At 71.9% G+C, this 25581-nt stretch carries 10 protein-coding genes; 8 read left to right on the top strand and 2 right to left on the bottom strand.

Annotation, left to right across the window (positions count from 1 at the left end):
- Positions 1-170 precede the first annotated feature (170 nt).
- The 4 genes from P8T65_RS17400 (at position 171) to P8T65_RS17385 (ending at position 9192) form a co-directional block, all read left to right on the top strand.
- Positions 171-3032 (top strand): protein kinase, encoded by a 2862-nt coding sequence (locus P8T65_RS17400; RefSeq protein WP_316726246.1) that lies wholly within the window; start codon positions 171-173, stop codon positions 3030-3032.
- 218 nt (positions 3033-3250) lie between these two features.
- Positions 3251-4978, top strand: coding sequence for a serine/threonine-protein kinase (locus P8T65_RS17395; RefSeq protein WP_316726245.1), 1728 nt, complete (start codon positions 3251-3253; stop codon positions 4976-4978).
- Between the two features lie 387 nt (positions 4979-5365).
- Positions 5366-7231 carry a serine/threonine-protein kinase gene (locus P8T65_RS17390; protein ID WP_316726244.1) on the top strand — a complete coding sequence of 622 codons (1866 nt, stop codon included), beginning with the start codon at positions 5366-5368 and terminating at the stop codon, positions 7229-7231.
- Between the two features lie 92 nt (positions 7232-7323).
- Positions 7324-9192, top strand: a complete 1869-nt coding sequence (locus P8T65_RS17385; RefSeq protein ID WP_316726243.1) for a protein kinase domain-containing protein — start codon at positions 7324-7326, stop codon at positions 9190-9192.
- A gap of 28 nt (positions 9193-9220) precedes the next feature.
- On the opposite strand, the gene P8T65_RS17380 is transcribed toward P8T65_RS17385, so the two are convergent.
- Positions 9221-11449, bottom strand: a complete 2229-nt coding sequence (locus P8T65_RS17380) for a glycosyltransferase family 4 protein (protein WP_316726242.1) — start codon at positions 11447-11449, stop codon at positions 9221-9223.
- Between the two features lie 5 nt (positions 11450-11454).
- Positions 11455-12360, bottom strand: a complete 906-nt coding sequence (locus tag P8T65_RS17375; protein WP_316726241.1) for an alpha/beta hydrolase — start codon at positions 12358-12360, stop codon at positions 11455-11457.
- 413 nt (positions 12361-12773) lie between these two features.
- Here P8T65_RS17375 and P8T65_RS17370 point away from each other — a divergent pair, with 413 nt between their 5' ends.
- The 4 genes from P8T65_RS17370 (at position 12774) to P8T65_RS17355 (ending at position 25530) form a co-directional block, all read left to right on the top strand.
- Positions 12774-14258: a VCBS repeat-containing protein gene (locus tag P8T65_RS17370; RefSeq protein ID WP_316726240.1), complete on the top strand. Its 1485-nt coding sequence runs from the start codon at positions 12774-12776 to the stop codon at positions 14256-14258.
- A gap of 68 nt (positions 14259-14326) precedes the next feature.
- Positions 14327-17962 (top strand): LamG-like jellyroll fold domain-containing protein, encoded by a 3636-nt coding sequence (locus P8T65_RS17365; protein WP_316726239.1) that lies wholly within the window; start codon positions 14327-14329, stop codon positions 17960-17962.
- 199 nt (positions 17963-18161) lie between these two features.
- The gene (locus P8T65_RS17360; RefSeq protein ID WP_316726238.1) at positions 18162-25040 is read left to right on the top strand and encodes a polymorphic toxin-type HINT domain-containing protein; all 6879 of its coding nucleotides are present in this window, start codon (positions 18162-18164) and stop codon (positions 25038-25040) included.
- Entirely contained in the window at positions 25021-25530 is a 510-nt protein-coding gene (locus tag P8T65_RS17355; protein ID WP_316726237.1) for an Imm21 family immunity protein, read from the top strand. The genes P8T65_RS17360 and P8T65_RS17355 overlap by 20 nt, the downstream gene beginning before the upstream one ends.
- Positions 25531-25581: the final 51 nt, after the last annotated feature.

The raw sequence follows: 25581 nt of genomic DNA, 5'->3' as shown, positions 1-25581 counted from the left end.
GGGAAGATCGGATGCGTTCGAGCGCATTCGAGACGAACGAGATATCGCATCGAGTCAATGTGAGTTGCCTCCGGCACGTATCGTGAAGGGCTGCGGATCGTACGCATCCAGCACGGAACGGGTCGCTGGGCGAGCGGAATTGACCAACCGGGCGGTCGGGGGAGGGCATTGTGGACGCATACGCGGGGCGGGTGCTCGCCGACCGCTATCGCCTGCCGCTGCCGCCCTCCGACGAGTACGAACTCGCCGCCGAGATACGCGCCTTCGACACCTACAGCGGGCAGGAAGTCCTGGTCCGGCAGGTGCCGCTGCCCGAGGTGGTCGAGGCCGAGGTGCTCGACTCGGACGGTCTGCCCGAGGGGTTCGTCGCGCGGGACGGCGGGGCGCGCCGGGGCGCCGGACGGGCCGCGCGTGGGTCCGCCGACCCCGCCGTACGGCGGGCCATCGAGGCCGCGCAGGCCGCCGCGCAGATCCCCGACCATCCCCGGCTCGACCAGGTCTTCGACGTGTTCGCCGAGGGCGGCTCGTTGTGGATAGTGAGCGAACTGGTGTCCGCCCGCACGCTGGAGGCGCTCCTCGCCGAGCAGCCGCTGACGCCGTACCGCGCGGCCGAGGTCGCCGCCGACGTGCTCACCGCGCTGCGGGCGCTGCACGCGCACGGCTGGGTCCACCGGAACATCACCGCCCGCACGGTGCTGGTCTGCGACGACGGCCGGGTGATGCTGACCGGGCTGGCCGCCGGGGCGGCGGAAGAGGCGCTGTGCGGGTACGACCCGGTGCCCGCACGGGAGTACGAGGACAGGCCGCCCCCGGCACCCGGCGGTGGCGCGGGAGCGCCCGCCGGGTCCGGTGCGGGACAGGGGCCACGACAGGTCCCGGTGCCGCCCGGCGGGGTGCGGGACGCACGGCGTGGCCCGGTGCCGCCCGGAGGTGTGGCGGACGTCGGGCGTGGCCCGGTGCCGCCCGGTGGTGTTCCCGGGGCCCGTGGCGGTGCGCTGCCCGCGAGCGGCGGCGGTACGTTCGGCGGTGCCCGGGGCGGGGTCCCCGGGGGCGCGGTCGAGGATCCCGAGGCCGCTCGGCGGGCCGCGATAGAGGCGCGGGCGGCTGGGAGTGCGGCCCCGGGGGCGGATCCCTCCGGAGGGCAGCGCGCGCTGGAGGCCGGCGGGGACGCGCGCGCGGCGCGGGCGGGTGCCATCGCGGCGTACCGGGCTGGTGCGCGGGCCGCGGCCCGGGTGCAGGACGACCAACGCGGCGGGCCGGGCACGGGGTTGCCCGCCCAGCGGCCGGCGCCGCAGGACCGGGCGCCCGCGGCAGGACCGGACAGCGGCCCGACGTCCGGCGCGGCGACGCGCCCGGTGCCGCTCCACCAGATCGCCGACCCCTACGGCGTCCTCGCGAACGGCGGCGCCACGAGCGCCTGGCACGGCGCCCTGCCGCGCGGCGGGACGACCACGCCCGGCGCGGGCGCGGGCGGGACGCACGACAGCGGCATTCGCGGCACCCACGGCACGTCCGGTGGCCCCGGCGGCTCTGGCGGCCTCGACGGCTCCGGTGGAGGCGCGGCCGGTGAGGCGTCGTACGGCGGCGGGGCTCCCAGCGACGCGCCGTACGGTGGTGGGTCGGTCGGCGGGGCGACGGTCGGCGGGGCCAACTCCGACGCCGTGCCCGGCGCGCCGGTTCCCGTGGGTGTGACGGATGCCGTTCCGTGGGGCGGTGCCGGGGCCGGAACCGCGCCTAGGCGAGGCCCCGCGACCGCGCTCGCCGCCGAGCGCGCGCGGCAGGCGCGGATGGCCGTGGTGGGGCCGGTCACGGAGCGATGGGCGCCGGAGCAGGCCGGACCGGTGCATGAGAACTGGCAGTTGGCCGCGCCGATCGGACCGGCCACGGACCTGTGGGCGCTCGGCGCGCTGCTGTTCCGGGCCGTTCAGGGACACGCGCCGTACCCGGAGGAGAACACCGCCGAGCTGGTGCAGATGGTGTGCGCCGAGCCGCCCGCGTTCGCCGAGGAGTGCGGACCGCTGCGGCCGGTCGTGGAGTCGCTGCTGCGGCAGGACCCCACCGAGCGGCTGGACTTCGAGGAACTGCGCGGCTGGCTGCGCTCTCTGGTGCGGTCGGCGCCCGAACCCGAGGCCGGTACGCACGTGGTGCCCGCCCCGCCCGTCGACGCGAGCCGGCTGCCGATCGTACGGCGGCGCGGCGAACTCGTCCGCAGACGACGGGCCGGGCTGCCCGCGACCAGCGCGCACGCCCGCCACAAGCGCACCCGCCAGGACAGGCGGCCCCAGCCCCGCAAGCTGGGCCGGAACCTGCTCCTGCTGATACTGCTCGCGCTGGCCGCCGCCATCACGTACGCCATGGTGTTCATGCCGAAGGCCACGCCGAGCAGTCAGGGCAGTGACCCCGGCAGCCGTACGGACAGTGTCGGGCAGCCGAGTTCGGCGCCGGAGGCGAGCGGTGACTCCCGGCCCGGTCAGAACTCGAGTTCGCCCGACGGAGGTGAGGAGGGCCGGAGCGACGCGAGCCCCTCACCCTCGGAGTCGTCCGGGTCCACGCAGACGCAGACCGGTGACCCCGAGGTCGCCCAGGGGTTCACGCTGCGCAAGGACCCCGAGGGGTTCCACGTCGCCGTCGCCACCGGCTGGGACCGCGCCGGCAAGAACGGGCGCGGCCAGATCGTCTACTCCCAGGGCGGCTTCGAGCTGATCGTCGTCCCCGGGCGGGACAGCACGTCGACGTACGGCAGCGATCCGCTGAAGTACCAGCGGGAGGACGAGCGCGAGTTGCAGCCCTTCCGTGACTCGACCTGGGCCACCTCCACCGGTATGCGGCTGGTCGAGGTGGGCGGGGTGACCTCGGCCGAGGGGCAGTTCACCTGGCAGGACGCCGAGGGGCGCGGTGTCTTCGTACGGAACCTGGCGATCCTGCTCGACGGGCGGTACCACGTGGTGCAGGTGCGCGGGCCGGAGGCGGAGCGGGACGAGGTGACCCGGCTGTACGAGCAGGCGGCGGCCACGTACAAGGCGACCGGCTGAGCGGCAACGTACAAGGCGAGCGGCTGAGCGGACACATACAAGACGACCGGCTGAGTTCGGTGAGGTCGCTGTTCGGCAAGGTGGCGGAAGGTTGCGCTCCGTTCGCGGAAGCGAGAACCGTCACAGTGCGGTCTCTGTGCGGCCCGGCCGGTTCCCCGGGCCGTGGGCCGCTCCCTACTCTGACCCTGTCAAGAGCATTGCGGGGCAACGTGAATCAGATGCAGGGCCAGCTCCTCGCGGGGCGCTACCGGCTCGTCGACACCATCGGCAGCGGTGGCATGGGACGGGTCTGGCGTGCGCACGATGAGGTGCTGCACCGGGCTGTCGCGGTCAAGGAGTTGACGGCCGCGCTCTACGTCTCGGAGAGCGAGCAGGCCATCCTGTTGCGACGGACCCGGGCCGAGGCACGCGCGGCGGCGCGGATCAACCACTCGGCAGTCGTCACCGTGCACGACGTGCTGGAGCACGACAACCGGCCGTGGATCGTCATGGAGTTGGTCGAGGGTGTCTCGCTGGCCGACGCCGTGCGGGACCGGGGCAGGGTGGAGGCGCGCGAAGCGGCGCGGATCGGTGTGTGGGTGCTGCGCGCGCTGCGGGCCGCCCACCGCGCCGGTGTGCTGCACCGCGACGTGAAGCCGGGGAACGTGCTGCTCGCCGAGGACGGCCGGGTCATGCTGACCGACTTCGGTATCGCGCAGGTCGAGGGCGACACCACCATCACCCGCACCGGGGAGATCGTCGGTTCCGTCGACTACATCGCCCCCGAGCGGGTGCGCGGGCAGGAGCCCGGACCCGCCTCCGACCTGTGGTCCCTGGGCGCCACCCTGTACACGGCGGTGGAGGGCAAGTCGCCGTTCCGGCGCACCACTCCGCTCACCACGATGCAGGCCGTGGTGAGCGAGGAGGCCGAGGAACCGGCGGGCGCCGGGGCGTTGGGGCCCGTCATCGCCGCGCTGCTGTGCAAGGACCCGGCCGTACGGCCCGGCCCCGACGAGGCCGAGCAGATGCTCGCCGAGGCGGCGGAGGGGCGGCGGCCCCGGGAGGCGCAGGCGTATCTGGCGACTCGGGAGCATCGGGAGCAGACGGGGGGTGCGGCTGCCGGGGATGAGGGCTCGGGGCGCGCGCACGTTCATGGGGCGAGTGGAACGAATGGTGGGGGCGGGCTGGGCGCGCACGGTGCGCCCGCGCGGGAGTACACCACCGGGGCCCAGGTCGGCTGGGGCGACGGGTCCGGTGGCTTTGGAGGCCCCGGGGCCCCGGTCGCGGGGGTCTATCAGCCGGGTTCCGCCGGGGCGCCCGTCGCCTCCAGCGGGAAGCGGCGCCGTCGGGGCCGTACGGTCGCGCTCGTGCTGGCGCTGGCCGTGCTGGCCGGTGGCGGCGGGGCCGTCGCCCTGCAGTACGCGGACGGATGGTGGGCCGGGAGCGGCACCTCTGCCGGATCGGACGGTTCGGGCGGGTCGGAGGACGGGGACCAGTCGGCCGACGGGGTGCCCGAGGGGTGGGAGCGGGTCGAGGACCCGGAGGGTTTCAGCCTCGCGCTGCCCAAGGGGTGGAAGCGGCAGGTCGAGGGCTCGCAGATCGACTACACGCCCGACGGCGGTGAGCACTTCCTCCGCGTTGCCGTGGACGACTCGCCGGACTTCGACAGCCCGTACCACCACCAGCTCGACCTGGAGGAGCAGGTGCGGACGCGGTCGGAGTACCGGCAGGTGCGCCTGGAGGAGAACATCTTCCGCGACCGGCCGGGCGCGCTGTGGGACTTCATGTGGACCGCGTCGGCGAAGGACGCGGAGTTCCCCGGGCCGCGCCGGGCGATCGAGCAGATGTACCTCTCCCGGGACGGCGTCGAGTACACGATCTACATGTCCGCGCCGGCGGGGGACTGGAAGGCGGCCGAGGAGCAGTTCTACGCGGTGCTGCGCAGCTGGCGGCCGACGGGGCGGTGAGTCCGACCCGCCGGGCACGACCGAGCGAGTCTGCCGGGGGCGCTCCCTCCTGACACGCGGAGACTCGCGCCCGGAAACACCAGCCCCCGGATGGTGACGGGTCGCACGAGGGCCCCACGGAAGTGCGGCGGGGGCCCGCGCAAGCGCCGGAGCGGGCTCTGCGTAGGTGCCCGGCGTGGTCCCTGTGGCGGTGCCAGCACGGGCCCTCGGAAGCGCGTCGAGGGCGGGGCCGCTCCGGCCCAGTGCCCCTTCCCTTCCCTGAATCCGCCGGCTCTCGGCCTTCGCGCGGCGCTCGCAAGGTGCTCGTGAGACGTGTGTGCGGCGCTTGTCGGCCAGCCCGTCGCGCGGCACCGGAGGGTTCGGGTCCGGTGCGGCATGATGGGGCGCATGGGGACCGAGGGGGAGAGTGTCCGTGTCATAGCCGGGCGGTACCGGCTGGAGGCCAGGATCGGCCGCGGCGGTATGGGGATCGTGTGGCGCGCCACCGACCAGCTCCTCGGTCGGCAGGTGGCGGTCAAGGAGCTCGCCCTGGACGACTCGCTCCCCGAGGAGCGGTCCCGGGAGCGGCGCGAGCGCACCCTGCGGGAGGCACGCGCGGTCGCCCGGCTCGGGCACCCGCACATCATCGTCGTGCACGACGTCGTCGAGCAGGACGAACGCCCCTATATCGTCATGGAGTTGATCGACGGCGGCTCGCTCGCGGAGCGGATCGAGGAGCGAGGGCCCGTCGACGCGCGGGAGGCGGCGCGGATCGGGATCGCCCTGCTGGGCGCGTTGCGCCGGGCGCACGACGCCGGAGTTCTGCACCGGGACCTCAAGCCCGCGAACGTCCTGATCGAGACCGGCACCGACCGGGTCGTCCTCACCGACTTCGGTATCGCCCAGGTGGCAGGCGCGACCACGCTCACCGAGAGCGGGTCCTTCGTCGGCTCACCCGAGTACACCGCCCCGGAGCGGATGTCCGGGGTCCGCACCGGCCCGGAGTCCGACCTGTGGTCGCTGGGCGCGCTGCTGTGCGCCGTGCTCAGCGGGGAATCGCCGTTCCGGCGTGACTCGTTGGGCGGGATCCTGCACGCGGTCGTCGTCGACGAGATCCGGCCGCCCGCGCAGGCCGCGCCGCTTCTTCCCGTCGTACGGGGGCTGCTGGAGCGTGATCCGGACCTGCGGCTCGACGCGGCGGAGGCCGAGCGGCTGCTGCGGGCGTTCCGGGAGACGGGCCGGACTCCGCGGACGACCAAGAACCCGAGGGCGTCGCACGGTTACACCCCGACGCGGCGTGACGTGCCTCGTCCGGGCCGGGACGCGTGGCGTACGGCCGCCGCCGGTGGCGCGGGGCACGCAGGTGCTGCCGCCCAGGATGTGACCGCCGGGGGCGGACAGTCGCCCTCGGACCCGGGCGGACCCGGTGCGGCGGCGCCGGGGGAGCGGCCCGGGGAGGGGCGCCCGACACACTCCACGCGGAGCGTGCTCGTCGCGGCCGCGCTGGTGGCGGCGATGGCCGGGGCCGGCGTCTCGGCGGCGGCACTGCTGATGCGCGAGGGGGGCGGTGGGGGCGGCACGCCCGGCAGTTCGGCACCGCGGACCCCGGGCGTGTCGAGCACGGCCGGGGATTCGGGAGGGTCGGGAGAGTCGGGAGGCGAGGGGGAGCCGGGGTCGGCGGGCGAGTCGGGACAGTCCGGCTCGCCGAGTACTCCGCACACGCCGGGCGCGTCGAGCTCCTCGGGCGGGTCCGGGGGGCCCGGCGGCACAGCCGGTCCGTCGGGCGACGCCACACCCACCGTGACACGCTCCCGGGCGGCCACCGCGCCGACCGTGCCCTCGGGGTACCGGCTCGCCCGGGACGAGCGGGGCTTCAGCCTCGCGGTGCCGGACGACTTCACCCGGGAGCCGCAGGGGGAACGGGTCTTCTACATGTCGCCGGGGCAGGTGGTCCGGATCGGCGTCAAGGTCGACGACCCGGGGGAGGGCGGGCCCACCGGGGTGATGCGGCGCGCCCATGCGAAGGGGCCCTCCACGAACCCCGGTTACCGCGACGGCCGGGTCACCGAGACCAGGCACGACGGGCGGCCGGCCGCGCTCTGGGAGTTCACCTGGGACGGCTTCAGCGCGGCGGAGGGACCCCGGCACACGTACGACCTGTGCTGGGAGCGGGACGGGCGGCTGTACGACGTGTGGGTGTCGGCGCCGGTCGGGAGGGTGAGCGAGGCGAAGGAGTACTTCGACGTGGCGGTGGACACGTTCGTACGTAACTAAAGCGGAGATAAGTGGTGTTCTGCGTCACGGGTCTGTGACCGGAAAGCGGCGGGGCTGGCTGCCGAAGCGCTTGCCGCGATACAGATGAACGTATGAGCAGCAACGGGGGCGCCCCTTACGGAACAGGGCCTGGGCCCGGCTACGGAGCCGACGAGCCGACGAGTTTCGGACTGCAACCGCCGCAGCCGGGCGCGTCGTACCCCGGGAACCCGTACGCGCAGCCGACCCGGGCCGCGGACCGGCCCGCGCCGCCCTCGGCGCCGCAGTCACAACCGCAGGCCCATTCACAACCGCAGGCGCAGCCGCAGTCACACCAGCAGGCGCAGGTGCAGCCGCAGCACGCGCAGGAGGCTCGGCCCGTACCGCCCTCGCACGCGGCGCAATCCGCGCCCGCCGCGCAACCCGCGCCCGCCTCGCCGGATCCCGGTACCGGGCGGCTGATCGCCGGTCGCTATCGGCTGCTCGCCAAGCTCGGGCACGGCGGTATGGGCACGGTGTGGCGGGCGCAGGACGAGACGGTGGACCGGGAGGTCGCCGTCAAGGAGCCCCGCGTACCCGACCACCTTCCCGAGCGTGAACGGGCCAACGCCTACGAGCGGATGCGCCGCGAGGCCCGCGCGGCGGCCCGGCTCGATCATCCTTCGGTCGTGAACGTGCACGACGTGGCGGTCGTCGACGACCGGCCGTGGATCGTCATGGAGCTGGTACGGGGGCGCTCGCTGGGCGACGCGTTGCAGGAGGGCACCCTCGGCACCCGTGACGCGGCGAGAATCGGCCTCGACGTGCTCGGCGCGCTGGAGGCCGCGCACGCGGCGGGCATCCTGCACCGGGACGTCAAGCCCGACAACGTCCTCCTCGGCCGGCACGACCGGGTCGTCCTCACCGACTTCGGTATCGCCCAGATCGAGGGCGAGACCAATCTGACGGACACCGGCGGCTTCGTCGGTTCGCCCGAGTACATCGCCCCCGAGCGCGTGCTCGGCCAGCGCCCCGGGCCCGCGTCGGACCTCTGGTCGCTCGGCGTCGTCCTCTACGCCGCCACGGAGGGCGTGTCGCCCTTCCGGCGCAGCAACACGCCCGCGACCCTGCAGTCCGTGCTCAACGCCACGCCCGCGGCGCCCGCCTCGGCCACCGGTCCGCTCGCCGAGGCCATCAACGGCCTGCTGCAGAAGGACCCGGCGCGCCGTCCGAGCGCCGCCCGTGTCCGCGAGTTGCTGGAGACAGCCGCGAACCCGCCGGCGCCCGTGCTCACCCAGGTGGTCCAGACGGCCGCCGGGACCCGGCCGGGGGAGCCCAAGGGCATCAGGATCGGCGCCAAGACCCTCGCCGGGGTCGGCGCGGCGGTCGTCGCGACGGCGGTCGCCGGGCTCGGTGTGCTGGGCGTGGCGGCGGCGGTGACGGCCTACGTGGTGATCGCCGACCCCTTCGCGGGGCCGCTGCCGGACGGCTGGAAGCAGCGGGACCTCGGTACGAAGGTCGCCGCGAGCGTGGGCGTGCCCGGCGACTTCGTGAAGGACCGGTTCGAGCCGGACGAGACCGACGGAACGTTTGCGCAGTACAGCGACCCGAGCGGGCTGATCCGGATCAACGTCGACCGGGACATCAAGAAGGACGACAAGGAGAACGAGATCCCGGGCGTCGCGTTGGACAGGGCGTACGCCGACTGGGAGCTGGTCAAGGACGGCGAGTACTCGCTGGACGTCGCCTACGACCCCGCGCCCAAGGGGCGGCCGCAGGAGGCCCGCTTCCAGGACCACGACGCCGCCGAGAACACCATCCGGTACACGACCACCGACAGCCAGGACCCGCGCCAGCGGGAGGCGCGGGTCCTGTACTACCGGGCCGGCAACGGTGACATGTACCGGTTGTGGATCGACTATCCGGGCAAGGGGCACTTCACCGAGCAGGGCCGCGAGATCGCCCGTACGGTCATCGCGAACCTGAAGATCGACACGATGTAGACGCGGCCTCGCCCCCGAAGCGTCGGCCTCACGAGAGCGCGAGGGCCAGGTCGTTGGTGACGGTGAAGAAGAAGCGGGCCTGTGGCACGGATCCGTTCGGTGTGGTCATGGTGACCGCTGGGTACTTGTCGGTGTCCTTGCGGTCCACGATGTCGTCGAACAACCGGCCGAGCCGGATGAGTTCGGCGTCGGGGGCGGGGCGGAGGAACAGGTCCCAGATCACCTTGTCCGGGCCGGCGGGGCACGGGAGGGACGTCAGCCGCGCGCGGAATCCGGGTCGCCCGGTCGCGCGTGTCCCTTCCGGGCCTGTGCCTTCCGGGTCTCTCCCCTCCGCGCCCGTCTCCTCCGCGCCCGTCTCCTCCGCGCGTGTCGCCGGTGTCTCGAAGTCCGCCACGTCCTCGCCCCGGGCGACGCCCACCAGCATCGCGCCCTCGCCGAGCACGGCCCCGTGCAGGACGCCCTCGACGGCGAGCGACCCGTCGTCGACGGGCAGCGCGGTGACCTCGGCGTGCGCGGTGCGGTGGAAGGTGCGCAGCGCCAGGTAGCCGTCCTTCGTGGCGTACGGGATCCACCAGGCGACCGGCGACCGGTCCGGGAGCTCGGCGGTCAACAGGCCCCGCTGCTCGACCAGTCCCGCCCGCAGGCGGCGGCGGGCCCCGTCCCCGCCCCGCTCGACGTGCAGGTCCCAGCGGCCCTCCGCGAGGGCCGGCTCGTCGCGGCTCAGTGCGGCGGTCCACGGGCTCCTGGGGTCGTCCGGCGTGTCCTGCCGCAGGGGGACGCGCACCTCGTCGTCGGCGTGGCGTCGGCGTAGCACGAGCGTCAGGTCCGCCCCCGACACGCCGGACGCGGCGACGGTGACCCGCACACCGCCGCGCCGGTCGACACGACAGCCGGCCTTCGGACGTAAGGGTTTCGCAGCCCCGGGTTTCGCGGCCCCGGCCTTCGCGTTCCTGGTCGTCGGCTCGGTCGCTCCGGGCTGCTCGGCCGGCGTCGAAGGGAGCCACCCCAGTGCCCGGCGTAAGCGGCGGCCCAGTTTCACCGGGGCCGGGGTGCGGGCCTCCTGGAGATCGGCGATCAGCTGTTCGTACTCCGCGGCGATCGTGCGGGGCGCGTACCGCTGGACGGTCGTGCGGCCGGCGGTGCCGACGCGCTGCCGCAAGTCCGGGTCGTCGATGAGCCGGAGCAGGCCCGTGGCCAGTGCGTTCGGGTCGCCAGGGGTGACGAGGAGGCCGTCGGTGCCGTCGGTGACGATCTCACCGGGGCCGTGCGGACAGTCGGTGGCCACCACGGGGACACCGGCGTGCATGGCCTCCAGGATGGTCATGCCGAACGACTCCCACTCGGAGCTGACGGCGGCGACGGAGGCCTTCGCCCACTCGGTCTCCAGCGTGGCCCGGGCGCCCATGAGGAAGACGTGGTCGCCCAGCCCGAGTCTGTCGATCGTGGCGCGCAGGTTCGCGCGCTCCGGGCCCTTGCCGTAGATCCGCAGCCGCCACTCGGGGCGTTCGGCGACGACCTTGGCGAAGGCCTCGATGAGCAGGTCGTACCGCTTGACCGGGAACAGACGCCCGGCGGCGACCACCAACGGCGCGCGCAGGTCGGAGGGTTCGGGCTCGGGCCGGGGCGCGGCGTTGGCGATGTTGGTGATGCGGGTGCGCAGGCCGGGCAGGTGCAGACGGTGGTCGGCGGCGTCCCGCGCGGAGACGGTGACGAAGGCGTGCAGACGCTTGATCGCCGCGTTCTGCGCCTCGCGTACGCCGGGCACGTGGTTGTCGTACGACAGGTGCTCCTGCCCGATGAGCAGCGGGCCCCGGCGGGACGCGCCGGTCGTACCGAAAGCGCCGGACGCGACGGGCGGGCGGCGCGAGCCGACGCCGCCGTGTCCGGCCAGGGCCACCACGAGCGCCGGGCGGGTCGCGACGACGACATCGGCGTCGGTGGTGTCGAGGAAGGCGCGCAGACGTTCGTCGGTGAGGGCGGTGTAGCGGTGGGCGAGCACCTCGGTGGGCGGGACCACGGCGGAGGGCCGGGACATCAGCTCGTGGCCGCCGTCGTAGGACTCGGCGTCGGGGCGCTCGTCGACGAGCGGTAACAGGCGGACCTTGCCGCTCATCCCGAGCAGCGGGCGGTCCTCGGTGCGCAAGACGGAGACGACCTCCACCTCGTGACGGGCTGCCAGGGCTCCGGCGAGGTTCAGCGTCGAGCGGACGGTGCCGCCGATGGCGTACGCGTTGTGGAGCAGAAAGGTGATCTTCATGGTGCTCAGTGCGTCCTCTCAGCGATCCAACCCAGGACCCGGTCGGCGACCCCTCGCTCCTTCAACAGCGCTCCGCCGTGCGAGGAACCGGCCACCGTCTCCACTGTGACCCCGTTGGCGGGCATGTTGTGGTCCTTCTCCTCGGCGGCCTCGAGGTCGAGCGAGTGCCGGACGGGCACGAAGTCGTTTTCGGAGTGGAGCAGGAACATGGGGGCGTCGTCGCCGCCGGAGGCACGGTTCCTGACGACCATGTCCGTCCAGGTGTCCCGGCAACCGGGGTGCGCCGAGGCGGAGTTGTCCGACGGGTCGGGGTGACAGCGGGCCAGAAGCGTGGCGTTGTCGCGCAGCTTGCGCTGCCGGGCGGTCGCGTCACCGGCGTTGCCGTCGCGCCAGGCGCGGTACGGGTCGTTCACGGGGGACAGTGCCACGACGCCGTCGACGCGGAAGGCGCCGGAGCGGTAGGTGGCGACGGCCGTGGCGATCTGACCGCCCGAGGAGGAGCCCAGCAGGACCAGTCGGTCGGCGTCGAGGTCGAAGTCGGCGGCGTGTTCGCGGATCCAGTCCAGGGCGGACAGCGCGTCGGTCCGCTGGGCCGGCCAGGGGGCGTCGAAATTCAGCCGGTGGTCGACGGCGAAGACGGCGTACCCGGCGTCCGCGAACCTGCGCGACCAGCCGGCCCAGCCGGTGTCCTCGTACCAGTGGCCGCCGTGCAGGATCACGATGCCCGGCTGCTCCCCGCCCCGGTCCTCACCAGCGGTGTTCCAGTAGGCGTCGAGGGTCTGCCGGGGGTGCGAACCGTAGGCGTGGGAGCTCTCGTTGCGGCCGGCCGCCTCGCTCGTGCGGGTGTCGTGGACGAGCAGCGCGGCAACGACAGCAACGCAAAGAATGAGACAACCCCAGAGCCGACGCACGGCTACCTGCCCTTCGAGTGACCTGACGGCAGGCGACGTCGTCCCCGGGCACGGGACCCGACCGAAACGTCCACGGCATGGGGGCGCCCGCACGGCCTGCTTGCGTGAGCAACCGGACTATAGGCGGCCCGTGCGAGCAACCGTCAATCGGGGTAAACGAGTTGGCCGGAAATTTCCGGCCTGAATGGCTTGGCGGGGGTCGAGCATGACATATGCAAACATCTCCATGGCTGTGGATGACTCATGAAGAAAGAGGGGTTGACATGTAGGCGACGTGCGCCTTTAGCTTCCCCTTATGTGGCCAGGGGTGTTGCTGTGGTCACTCAACGGGGATATAGGGGTGAGTTGTGCGAATACGCACACGCACAGCAGGGTTGGCCCTGCTGGCTTCCGTCGTCATGTCATCGGGGCTGTTGCCCTCCAGCGTCGCCGGGGTGGCAGCGGCGGCCACCTGCACGGCGGGCACATCTACCGACTTCAACGGCGACAGCGTCGTCGACACGGTCGTCGCGGACCCGAACGCCACGGTGAGCGGCGTCAAGGGCGCCGGCCTGGTGCGGGTGATCCTGGGCGGCGGCAAGGGGGTCTTCGAGATCTCGCAGGCCACTCCCGGCATGAACGCCGCGCCCGAGCCCGGTGACGGCTTCGGCACCTCCCGCACCACCTACGACGCCGACGGCGACGGCTGCACCGACCTCGTCGTCGGGGTGCCGTACGAGGACATCACCAAGGGTGGAGTGAAGCTCGTCGACGCCGGGGCGATCTACATCATCCACGGCACGCCCACCGGTATCGGCGAGGGCTCCGTGATCGAGGGCTACAGCCAGTCGGGGCTGGACCCTGACACCACCACCGAGGCGTACGACTGGTTCGGACAGTCCGTCAAGGGCGGCGAGACCGCGACCGGTGCGCCCTACCTGGTCGTCGGTGTGCCCGGCGAGAACGTCGTCACCGGCGGCACCGACTACGCGGACGCCGGCTGCGTGCACTACATCCAGGGCGGCACCAGGACGACCGTCAACCAGAACGACCCGGGGGTGCCCGGGACCGTCGAGGCCCACGACCGCTTCGGCTACTCCGTGGCCGGCACCAACCGCTACTTCGGCGTCGGCATCCCGGGCGAGGCCATCGAGGACAAGACCTTCGCCGGAGGTGTCGCGGTCTTCAACCACACCCTGGCGAACGGAGTTCCCACCGCCCTGGCCGGATTCGACCAGGACGCCGCCGGGGTGACCGGCACGGCCGAGGTCGACGACGGCTTCGGCACCTCGATCGCCATGACCGGCTACCGGCCGAGCGGCCAGACGTACAACTCCGACGTCCTGCTCGCCGTCGGCACGCCGGGCGAGGACATCGGCACGGTTGCCGAGGCGGGCGGCGCGGCGGTCTTCCGGATCCAGCCCTCCGGCACGTACACCGAGACGGCGGCCATCGACGCCGCGGTGGCGGACGTCGAGGGCGACCCCGTGGCGGGCGACTTCCTGGGCCAGCGCGTGGCCATCTCCAACACCAACACCAGTGTCGTGACCACCGCCGACACCGTACGGCTGGCCGTCGGCATCCCGGGCAAGGACGTCGGCGCCGCCACCGACGCGGGCGCCGTCCAGGTCTTCCGGCCACTGGGCACGATCGGCGCGGCCGACCGGCTGGTCACCCGCGGCTCGGGCCTGCCCGGTACCGCCACCCGGCGGGACCACCTGGGCATGTCGCTGACCGGCGGCGCGAAGAACCTCTATGTCGGGGTGCCCTTCAGCAAGGCGTCCGGCACCACCAAGGGGGTCCTCCACGTCCTGACGTGGGCCGACCTCGACGGCACTACCAGTACGGGTGCCACCACGTACCAGCCGGGATCGGGCGGACTGCCCGACAACGGCGTCTCGTTCGGCGTGGTCGGGTGACGGACGGCATGGAGAGAAGGAAGTACACCGCGATGACGTTCCGTTCGAACAGAAGTACGGGAGGAGGGGTGGGTGCCTCCCGTGCGGGCAGGCGTCCGGTCCGCTCGCTCACTGTCGCCACCGCGCTGACGGCCCTGCTGGTGACGGCACTCGGCAACGCCCCCGCCCCCGAGCCCACGGCCGCGACCGCCGCTGCGGGCAAGGCCGCCGAGAAGGCGGACAAGGGTACCGGCCCGGCCCTCACCGAGGACGCAGCCCAGGACCGGGCCGCGAAGACCGGGAAGAAGGTCGAGATCACCAGCCTGCGCGACGAGCGCAGCACGACGGTCGCCAACCCGGACGGCACCTTCACCGTCACCGAGTACGTGCAGCCGGTCCGCACCCGCAAGAACGGCGTCTGGACCGAGATCGACACCACGCTGGTCAAGCGGGACAACGGCACATACGCCCCCAGAGCAGCCGTCACCGCGATGGCCTTCTCCGGCGGCGGCGACCGCACCTTCGCCGAGATCGAGAAGGACGGCCGCGCCCTCTCCCTCGACTGGCCCGGCACACTGCCCGAGCCCAGGATCGACGGTTCCACCGCCACCTACCGCGACGTCCTGCCCGGCGTCGACCTCAAGGTCACCGCGAACGCCGAGGGCTTCTCCCACGTCCTCGTGGTCAAGAACGCCGAGGCCGCAGCCCACCCCGACCTCGCCACCCTCGAACTCCCGGTCGACACCACCTCGGTGGAGCTGACGGAGAGCGCCGGCGGCGGTCTGACCGCCACCGACCGCGGTTCCGGCGGCGCGGTCTTCGAGGCGCCGAAGCCGTTGATGTGGGACTCCGGCGAGGGCACGGGCGAACCGGCCGAGGCCCCTGCGCCCCCCGGCGGGGACATCACACCCCCCGACGGCGCCACCGTCGAGGACGTGGCGGTGGCCGTCGACTCCGACAGCGTCACCCTCACCCCCGACGCGGACCTGCTCACCGGCGACGACACGGTGTACCCGGTCTACATCGACCCCGTGTTCCGCACCGCCAACCGCACCGGCTGGACCATGGTGTCCTCCGACTCCCCGTCCGACTCCTTCTGGAAGTTCGGCGACGACGAGGGCGTGGGCCTGTGCCCGTCCAACGTCTCGTTCCGCTGCTCCAGCAGCAGCGACAAGAAGCGGCAGTTCTTCGCCATCCCGACCGGGACGTTCGAGGGCAAGGGCATCGTCGAGGCACAATTCGCCGTGACGCTGGTCCACTCCTACAGCGACTCCGCGCGCGAGGTGCAGCTGGCCCGCGTCAACAGCACCGGCGCGAGCGCGATCAGCTCGAAGACCAACTGGTCCAACCAGCCCTCCTCGAAGGACACGATCACCGCCAAGTCGCCGACCGACACGGCCGGTTCGTGCACCTCGACCAACCAGAACGTGCGCTTCGGCGTGACCGGCACCATCCGGACGGCGGCCGCCAAGGGCTGGGACACCACCACGTTCCGCCTCAAGGCCGCCAACGAGTCGGACGTCTCGTACTGGAAGCGCTTCTGCGGTAACGCCCACCTGGAAGTGACCTACAACCGGCCGCCGTTGCAGCCGGACCAGGGCGCCCTGCAGATGAAGCCGGGTGGCTCCTGCGAGTTCGGCGCGGCCACCGAGCACTACGTCACCGAGGCGCCCCGCGTCAGCGTCGTGCTCAAGGACTACGACCACAACGACACCGGCTCCAACTCCGAGCAGCTGCAGGCCCAGTTCAAGGTCTTCTGGGAGAAGGACGGCCAGACGGTCACGCACTACGCCACCACGGGTCAGCGCGCCACCACCAACGTCAGCAAGAAGATCACCCAGACCGGTCAGGCGACGTCCTTCTACACCATCGGCAGTGACGTCAAGGACGACGGCGAGCCCGGCTTCACCCTCCCGAAGAACACCGTCATCGGCTGGGCCGTGCGCGGCTACGACCAGGTGGCCTACGGTGCCTGGTCCTCCGACGGCGCGCAGACCCGGTGCGAGTTCATCTACGACACCACGCAGCCCAGGTCGGCGACCGTCACCTCCGCCACGTACCCGGACGACGAGGCCTGGCACGTCGGCACCGGCGACTACGGCAGCTTCACCATGGACTCGCCCTCCGCCGACGTCACCAAGTACACGTACCGCTTCACCGGCCCGCACGCGGTGAACACCCCGAAGACGGTGGCCGCCGAGTCCACCGGCGGCCCGGCGACCATCCGCTGGATGCCGCCGAGCGAGGGCACGTACGCGCTGCAGGTGACGGCCGTCGACGGGGCGGGCAACGCGCAGAAGACCCCGACGGTGCACGTCTTCCTCGTCAGCGACGGCCGGGCGCCGGTCGCGGCCTGGACCCTCGGTGACGCCAGGGGCTCCACGAAGGCCGCCGGCAGCGGGGACGCGCCCGACGCCACCGCCGGCTCCGGGGTGACCTTCGGCGCCGGGGGACCGCTCGGCTCCGCCGACACCGCCGTCTCCTTCGACGGCACCGAGAACGCCTGGCTCGACGCGGGCGAGCCCGCCGTCGACACCGGCAGGACCTTCTCCGTCGGAGCCTGGGTGATGCTGCCCTCGCTGCCGAAGGAGAACATGACCGTCGTCAGCCAGGACGGCACCGCCCAGCCCGGCTTCGAGCTCGGCTACGACGTGGACTCCGCGTCGTGGACCTTCCGCATCCCCTACGGAGACATCGAGTCGCTCGGCACCTGGAAGGTCTCGGGCGCCGCCGCCGTCCCCGGCAGCTGGACGCACCTCATCGGGGTCTACGACGCCGAGCAGCGCAAGATGATGCTGTACGTCAACGGCGTCCTGGTCGCCGACGACGTCCAGGCCCGCCGCACCACCTGGAACGCGGGCGGCGCCGTACAGATCGGCCGCAAGCTGGCCCTCGACGGCTACCTCGGACACCTCAAGGGCACGGTCGCCGACGTCAAGATCCACGACCGGGTGATCCCGCCCGCCGAGGGGCAGGAGCTGGGCGGCGTCCAGCCCCGCCAGCTCGCCTACTGGCCGCTCGACGTGTCCGCGTCCGGCATCTCCCCGGAGGTCGACGGCGGCACCGGTCTGACCCTGGGCGGCGGCGCCTCCGTCTACCTGCCCGACGACTCCTGCGACCCCGAGGCCGACCCGGAGTGCGTACCCCCGGCCGAGCCGCTGTGGGGCGACGGGCACCTGGCGCTGAACGGCACGAACGCCTACGCGACCCGGGCCGCCGGCGTGCTCTCCGCGGAGGACAGCTTCACCCTCACCGCCCGCGCCCGGCTCGCCTCGACCGGCTCCACCGCGGACCAGACGGTGCTCTCGTTGTCCGGCGCCAGGGGCAGCGCGGTCACGGTCAAGTACCTGGCCGCGAGCAACCGCTGGCAGCTGAAGGTGACCGACGCGGACGCGACGGACCCGGTGGTCACCACGGTCCTCGACCACGGCGACCTGCCGAGTGCGGAGGGCGACGGCGACCATCTGGCGCTCGTCCACAACGCGGTCTTCGGTGACGTGCTGCTCTACGTCAACGGCGTCGCGGTGGCGGAGGCTCCCTGGGACAACACATGGAACTTCACGACCACGAGCCTCCAGGTCGGCCGCACGCTCACCGGAACGGCGGGGAGCGAGTACTTCTCCGGGGCGGTTGACGAAGTCCGCATGTACCAGGGGCCGTTGGACGCATCCCTGGTGACGCTGGTGGCGGTCATGCCGGCGGGCTCAAGCATCAGTGAAGGGTGACCAGGGCGTTCTTCGTCCGCGGACCGTCCGTGGCTGATCGCGCAGTTCCCCGCGCCTTAAGGGGCGCGGGGAACTGCGCGAACGCCCCCACCGGCCGGTGGCCGCGCAACCGACCTACTCCGCCTGCCCATGGCGCACCGGCCCCACCCTCACCCATTCGACCCCCTCTCTTCCCGATCCCCTCCTGACGGGAGACGTCATGTCCTCGCCCCCCTGGTACCGGTCCCCGAGACCGGCCTGGCGCACCGGCCGTCGCCGCGCCGCGCTCGTGCTCGGCCTCGCGCTGTCGATCGGCCTGCTCCCCCAGTACTCCCCCCAGGCCCTGGCCGCAGCCGACGGCCTCACCAAGCCCGGCACCCAGACCAACCTCGACGACCCGGTCCGCGGCAGGAACGCCAAGCCCGAGAAGTTCAGGCAGAGCGACGACGTCGCGAAGGCCGCGGTCAAGGACGCCGAGAAGACCACCTGGCCCAAGGCGGCCACCGCCGAAGTCGCCCTCACGAGCGACAAGGCCACCCGGGCCGAGGGCCTCCCCCTGACCGCCAGGGCCATCGGCGGCAAGAACGCCGCAGACTCCCTCCGCGTCGAGGTCCTCGGCCGCAAGGCCACCACCGCGGCCGGAGTCGACGGCGTCCTCTTCACGGTCGCCCGCGCCGACGGCGAGGACAGCAGGGGCACCGCCCAGGTCGCCCTGGACTACTCGGCCTTCGCGGACGCGTACGGCGGCGGCTACGGCTCCCGGCTGCGCCTCGCGCAGTACCCGGAGTGCGTACTGACCACGCCGGAGAAGAAGAGCTGCTCGACGCCGACGTACCTGAAGAGCACCAACGACGCGGCGAAGCAGACCCTCACCGCCCAGGTCACGGCGGCCGGCGACACGGCCGGCACCGATACCCAGCTGATGCGGACCGCGTCCGCGAGCACCTCCTCGGTGACCGTCCTCGCGGCCACCGCCGGCGCGGAGGGCGACGGCGGCGACTACAAGGCGACGAGTCTGAAGGCGTCCTCCGAGTGGGGCGTCGACACCTCGTCCGGCGCCTTCACCTGGTCGTACCCGCTCACCACCCCGCCCGTCCCCGGCGGCTCGCAACCCAAGGTCGGCCTCTCCTACAACTCCCAGTCGGTGGACGGCCAGACCGCGGCCACCAACAACCAGGGTTCGTGGATCGGCCAGGGCTTCACCTACGAGCCCGGCTTCATCGAGCGCAGCTACAAGGCCTGCGCCGACGACGGTCACGAGGACACGTACGGCGACCAGTGCTGGGCGTACGACAACGCCACGCTGTCCCTCGCGGGCGGCACCTCCGGCGAGATCGTCAAGGACGACACCACCGGGGAGTGGCGGGTCAGCGGTGACGACAACTCCAAGGTCGAGAAGCTGACCGACGCCGCCAACGGCGACAACAACGGTGAGCACTGGAAGGTCACCACGACCGACGGCACCCAGTACTTCTTCGGCCTGGGCCGCCTCCCCGGTCACAGCAGTGGCAAGGAGGAGACCGCCTCCACCTGGACCGTTCCCGTGTACGGAGACGACTCGGGCGAGCCCTGCCACAACGCGACCTTCGCGAACGCCCACTGCACGCAGGCCTGGCGCTGGAACCTCGACCACGTCATCGACCCGCACGGCAACGTCATGTCGTACTACTACGGCAAGGAGACGAACCACTACACGCAGGGTCTGAAGACCGGCGAGAACGGCAAGGCGTACGTCCGCGGCGGGTACCTCAAGCGGATCGACTACGGTCAGCGCGCCGGCAAGGTCTACTCGACCGAGCCGTCCGCCCGTGTCGTCTTCACCACCGCCGAGCGCTGCATCGGCGATCTGACCGACTGCGAGCCCGGCGACCTGACGGACGCCACGGCCGCCGACTGGCCGGACGTGCCCTGGGACCAGAACTGCAAGGCCGACACCAAGTGCGTGGGCCAGAACTCGCCGACGTTCTGGACCCGCAAGAAGCTCACGAAGATCACCACACAGATCCGCACAGGTGACTCCACGTACTCGGCGGTCGACGAGTGGGCCCTCTCCCACGACTTCACCGACAACGGTGACGGCTCCAAGTCGCTGTGGCTGAAAGCCATCGATCACACCGGCAAGGTGGGCACCGACGTCCCGATGCCGTCCGTGGAGCTCTACGGCCAGCAGCTCGCCAGCCGGGTCGACGTGGCCGGCGACAACATCCAGCCCTTCCACCGCTTCCGGCTGTCGGCGGTGAAGAACGAGACCGGTGGGGTCCTCAGCGTCAACTACGCGGACACGCAGTGCACATCGAGCACCCTGCCCGCCGAGGACTCCTCCACCAAGCGCTGCTTCCCGGTCAAGTGGAGTCCGCCGGGAGCCGAGGAGCCGATCGTCGACTGGTTCCACAAGTACGTCGTCGCCTCCGTCGTGGAGCAGGACCTCACCGGCGGCAACGCCGAGAAGGTCACCTCGTACACCTACCTCGGCGACGCCGGCTGGCGGAAGGTCAGGCCCGACGGCATCACCACCGCCGAGTTCCGCACCTGGGGCGACTGGCGCGGCTACGGCCGGGTCCGTGTCGAGACCTCCGACGGTACCAACTCCGCCTCGAACACGAAGTCCGAGCACGTCTTCTTCCGAGGGCTCGACGGTGACGTCGACGCCGACGGGGACGCCCGCTCGGCCACGGTCAAGGACTCCGCCGGTACCTCCTACGAGGACTCCGACTGGAAGGCCGGCCAGGAGCTGGAGACGATCACCTACAACGGCTCCGACATCACCCAGCGCGCGGTCACCCTGCCCTGGACCCACGTCACGGCCACCCGCGTCGAGGACTGGGGCACCCGCCGGGCGCGCTACCTCGACAAGGGCTCCGTCGACACCTACGTCTCCCTCGGCTCCGGCAACTGGCGGCACCTGAGGTCGACGACGTCCTACGACGACAAGACCGGGCGCGCCGTGCGGGTGGACGACGCCGGCGAGGTGGGCGTCGCCGACAACGAGTGCACCCGCACCGAGTACGCCGACAACGCGAGCCTCCACCTCTACTCGTACGTCTCGCGCGTGGAGAAGGTCGGCGTCGACTGCTCGACGACGCCGAACCGCAAGACGGACGTCATCTCCGACGAGCTGACCCACTACGACGGTTCGACCACCCTGGGCGCGGCCCCCACCAAGGGCGACGCGACCATGACCAAGAAGCTGTCGGCGCACGACGGCACGACGGCCACGTACCGGACGACCGCCGTGACGACGTACGACGACTACGGCCGCCCCCTGGTGGCGAAGGACGCCCAGACGGCGTCGTCCGGCACGGCGTACACCTCGTCGACCACCTACACGGACACCTTCGGTCTGGCGACGAAGTCGACGACCACGAACAGGCTGGGCTGGACGACGTCCACCGAGTACGCACCCCAGTGGGGCCTGCCCCGTGCGAAGGTCGACCAGAACGGCAAGCGGACCGAGCTTGCCTACGACGGGCTCGGCCGTCTCACCTCCGTCTGGCTGCCGGACCGCATCGGGCTGAGCGCCTCGATCAAGTACCAGTACCTGGTCCGCGGAGACGACGCACCGACCGCCGTCCACACCCAGCGGATCGAGAACGACGGCACGTCGTACGGCAGTGAGTGGTCGCTGTACGACGGCCTTCTGCGGCCCCGTCAGGAACAGACCGAGGGCGCCGACGGCGGCCGTATGGTCGCGGACACCCTCTACGACGGCTCCGGCCGTGTGGTGAAGGTCAACGACACCTACCATGTCGCGGGCGCCCCCGCCGCCACGCTCTTCGAGCCGGTCGACGCCGACCTCGACGCGCAGACGGTGACACAGTACGACGGGGCGGGCCGGGTCACCGCGACCCTCTTCAAGGTGCAGGGCGCGGAGAAGCACCGCACGACATACACGTACGGCGGCGACCGGGTCACGACGACACCGCCGGCCGGCGGCACGAAGTCGACGGTCGTGACGGACGCGCGGGATCGCACCACGACCCGGATCCAGCACCCGGCCTCCGGTGGCGCCGTCACCACCTCGTACGCGTACACGGACGCCGGCCTGCTGTCCAAGGTGACGGACGACCAGGGGAACACATGGTCGTACACCTACGACCAACTGGGCCGCAAGAAGTCGGCGGTGGACCCGGACACGGGCGAGACCACGTTCACGTACGACGAACTGGACCGGCAGACCTCGTCCACCGTCAACGGTGCCAGGACGTCGACCGTGTACGACGAACTGGGCCGCCCGGTCTCGACCTGGGACGGCGAAGCCACCACCGGCACGAGGCTCTCCGTCACCCGGTACGACACGGTCGCCAAGGGCGAGCTGTACGGCGTCTACACCTACAAGGACGGCGCTGTCCACTCGTCGGTGACCTATCCGACGCTCGACCCGGAGAACGACTACAAGCCGGTCTCGACGAAGTACTTCCTGTCGAAGACGGCTGAGCCACAGCTCGGCGGCACCTACGAGTTCACCACTCAGTACAACGACGACGGCACCGTACAGGGGCAGGGTCTGCCGGCGGCAGGCGGTCTGGCGGGCGAGGCGCTGTCGTACTCGTACGACGAACTGCAACGCCCGGTGGCGCTGAACACCTCGCTGGGCGGCGGCAGTTACGTGTCGGACGTCTCCTACTCCCCGACGTCGAACCTGGAACAGCTGGAGCTGTCCACCGGGGACGCGTCCGCTCCCAAGACGTGGATCACGAACACGTTCGAGCGGGGGACGGACCGGCTGACCAGCACGCGGACGGACGTGGAGGGCGCGTCGAGCGTCGCCTACGACGCGAGCTACACCTACAACGCGGTGGGCGACATCCTCTCCATCGCCGACACCCCGACCGGCGGCACGCGGGACGTGCAGTGCTTCGCGTACGACGGTCTGCGCCGACTGACGGACGCCTGGACGTCGTCGGTGGCGCCCGGCGGCGCGTCGGGCACGGCTGCCTCGCAGACCGCGTGCTCCTCGGGGGCGTCGTCCACCACGGTCGGGGGAGCGTCCCCGTACTGGACGGAGTACGGCTACGACTCGATCGGCAACCGCACGAGTGAGGTACGGCACGGACTGAACGGCGGCCCGACGTCGACCCGTGCGTACGCGTACGGGGAGGAGGGCTCCGGTCCCGCGGGAGCGGCCTCGGGCGCCCACACGGTGTCCTCGGTCACCGAGACGACCACGGCGACGGCCACGACCCCGCAGATCACGTCTCGGGACACCTACACCTACGACGCCTCGGGCAACACCAGGACGCGGGTCCTGGACGGGGACACCCAGTCGCTGGGCTGGGACAGGCAGGGCGAGCTGACGACGGTCACGAACGCCGACGGGTCCGTGACGTCGTACACCTACGACGCCTTGGGCCAGCGGATCGTTCGGGACGCCCCCGACGAGAAGACGTTCTACCTGCCGGGCATGGAGCTCCACCTGGCCAAGTCGACGTCCACCGTGACGGCGACGCGTTACTACACCTTCGCGTCCGTCACCGTGGCGATGCGGGAGGCGGACGGTGTCCGCTTCCTGGCAGCCGACCACCAGGGCACCGCGCAGCTGTCGGTCGACGCGAAGACGGGCGGGACGACCCGCCGCCGCACGGACCCCTTCGGCAACGCACGGGACGACTCCACGTCGTCCGCGACCGGGTGGGTCAACGACAAGGGCTTCGTCGGCGGCACCGTCCAGGGATCCACCGGCCTGACGACGCTCGGGGCACGCGAGTACGACACGGACACCGGCCGTTTCGTCTCGGCGGACCCGATCGTCGACTACACCGACCCGCAGCAGATCAACGGTTACGCCTACTCCAACAACAACCCGGTCACCTTCAGCGACGCCTCCGGACTGCGACTCGCGGAGTGCGTGGGCGGCTGGCAGGAGTGCGGGCCGTGGCCGACCGGCCACAAGCGCGGCGCGGTGGCCGCCAACGCCGACGGCACGGGTGGTGTCGCCCCCGCAGGCAACGCACACACCGCCGCCCAGGCGAAGGCGGACCACGCCCGGGCGGAGGAGGAGGCGGCCAAGCAGCGCGCCATCGCCATCGCCAAGGAACTCGGCAAGATCATCGCCGACGAGCTGGGCATCACGGACGCGCTGGACTGCTTCACCACGGGCAGCCTCGGCTCCTGCGGGGCGACCGCCGTGAACGTCGTCACCTCGCTGATCGGCGGTGGTCCGGTCGGCAAGCTCGTGTCGAAGTACTGGTACCGGCTCGACAAGGCGTACGCCCTCGGCAAGCGCGTCGTGGGACTCGGCAAGAAGCTGTGGAACGGGTTCAAGGACTGGCGCAAGAGCAAGAAGGCCGCCGACGCGGCTGAGAGCGCGGCCTCCTCGTGCAACAGCTTCACGCCCGACACACGGGTGCTGATGGCCGACGGTTCGACGAAGCGGATCGAGGACGTCGACATCGGCGACAAGGTCCTCGCCACCGACCCGGAGACCGGGGAGACCAGGACCGAGACCGTCACCGCCGAGATCAAGGGCACGGGCCTCAAGCACCTCGTCGAGGTCACCGTCGACACCGACGGCGACAAGGGCACCGAGACGGCGTCGGTCACCGCGACCGACGGTCACCCCTTCTGGGTGCCCGAACTCGGGGAGTGGCTGCGGGCCGAGGACCTCGCGGCGGGACAGTGGCTGAGCACCAGCGAGGGGACGCGGGTCCGGATCACGGCCGTGGTGCGGTGGAGCGAGCCGACAGCCACGGTGCACAACCTCACCGTCAGCGAGCTGCACACGTACTACGTGCTGGCCGAGGACGAGGCGCTCCTCGTCCACAACAGAAGCAGGCGCAGCGACCCGGAGCAGGTATGCCCCATCGGCAACTACGCCGGCGAGTCGATTCCCGCCCGGAGCAAGTCGCAGCGGTTCACGGACGAGGAGCACGACCAGATCGACGAGCTGGGCTTCCGGTTCGGATGCCATACTTGCGGCACACTCGACCCGGGGGGCAACGGCCGGTTCGTCCCCGACCACCAGCCGATCAGCTCCTGGGTTCCGGACGGCACGCCCCAGCGCCTCTATCCGCAGTGCCGCCCCTGCAGCAGTCGACAGGGTGGTTGGGCAGGCCGCTTGAAGTCGGTGATGAAAGGGCTCTATGACGCACAGGGCTATTGAGGGCCGTGAATGGCTGGAGACGGACGGCGGTCCCTTCCTGCTGGCTCCGGTGTCGCTGCTTCCCACCTGGACGGGATACGAGGGTGACTACGATCTCGTCATCGAGGGGACGGACGCCGGACGGTCGGAGTGCTACCTGCTGCCGGGCCGCAACGTGGTGGTCCTCGGGGACGAACCCCTGGCGAGCACGGTCCTGGAGTCGCGTTCTCTGATCGTCCAGTGGGTGCACGCGAACTCCGAGGACGAGATGCGTGCGCACGCGTCCGAGGTCGATCTCGACTCCATCGTCTGGCGTGAGGGACCGGTGCTGGAGAGCGACGGAAGTCTCGCGCTCATGGACGCGGCGCTTCCGGGCGCCGAAGCGACCGAGGACGACCTGTTCGTCCTCGAAAGCGAGGCGGGTGCCTATCGGATCGACAGCGCCGAAGTCCCGCTCGCTCCGCACTGCGCGGCGAGACTGCACCGGCTCGTGCCGGTGAAAGCGGGTTAGTCCGCGACACATCCGGTGGGTCACCGCTTCGGCGGTGGCCCACCGGATCTT

Source organism: Streptomyces sp. 11x1, from assembly GCF_032598905.1.
Lineage (GTDB): Bacteria > Actinomycetota > Actinomycetes > Streptomycetales > Streptomycetaceae > Streptomyces.
Note: the sequence above shows the minus strand (reverse complement) of the source record. Positions and strands in the feature narration are given on the sequence as shown.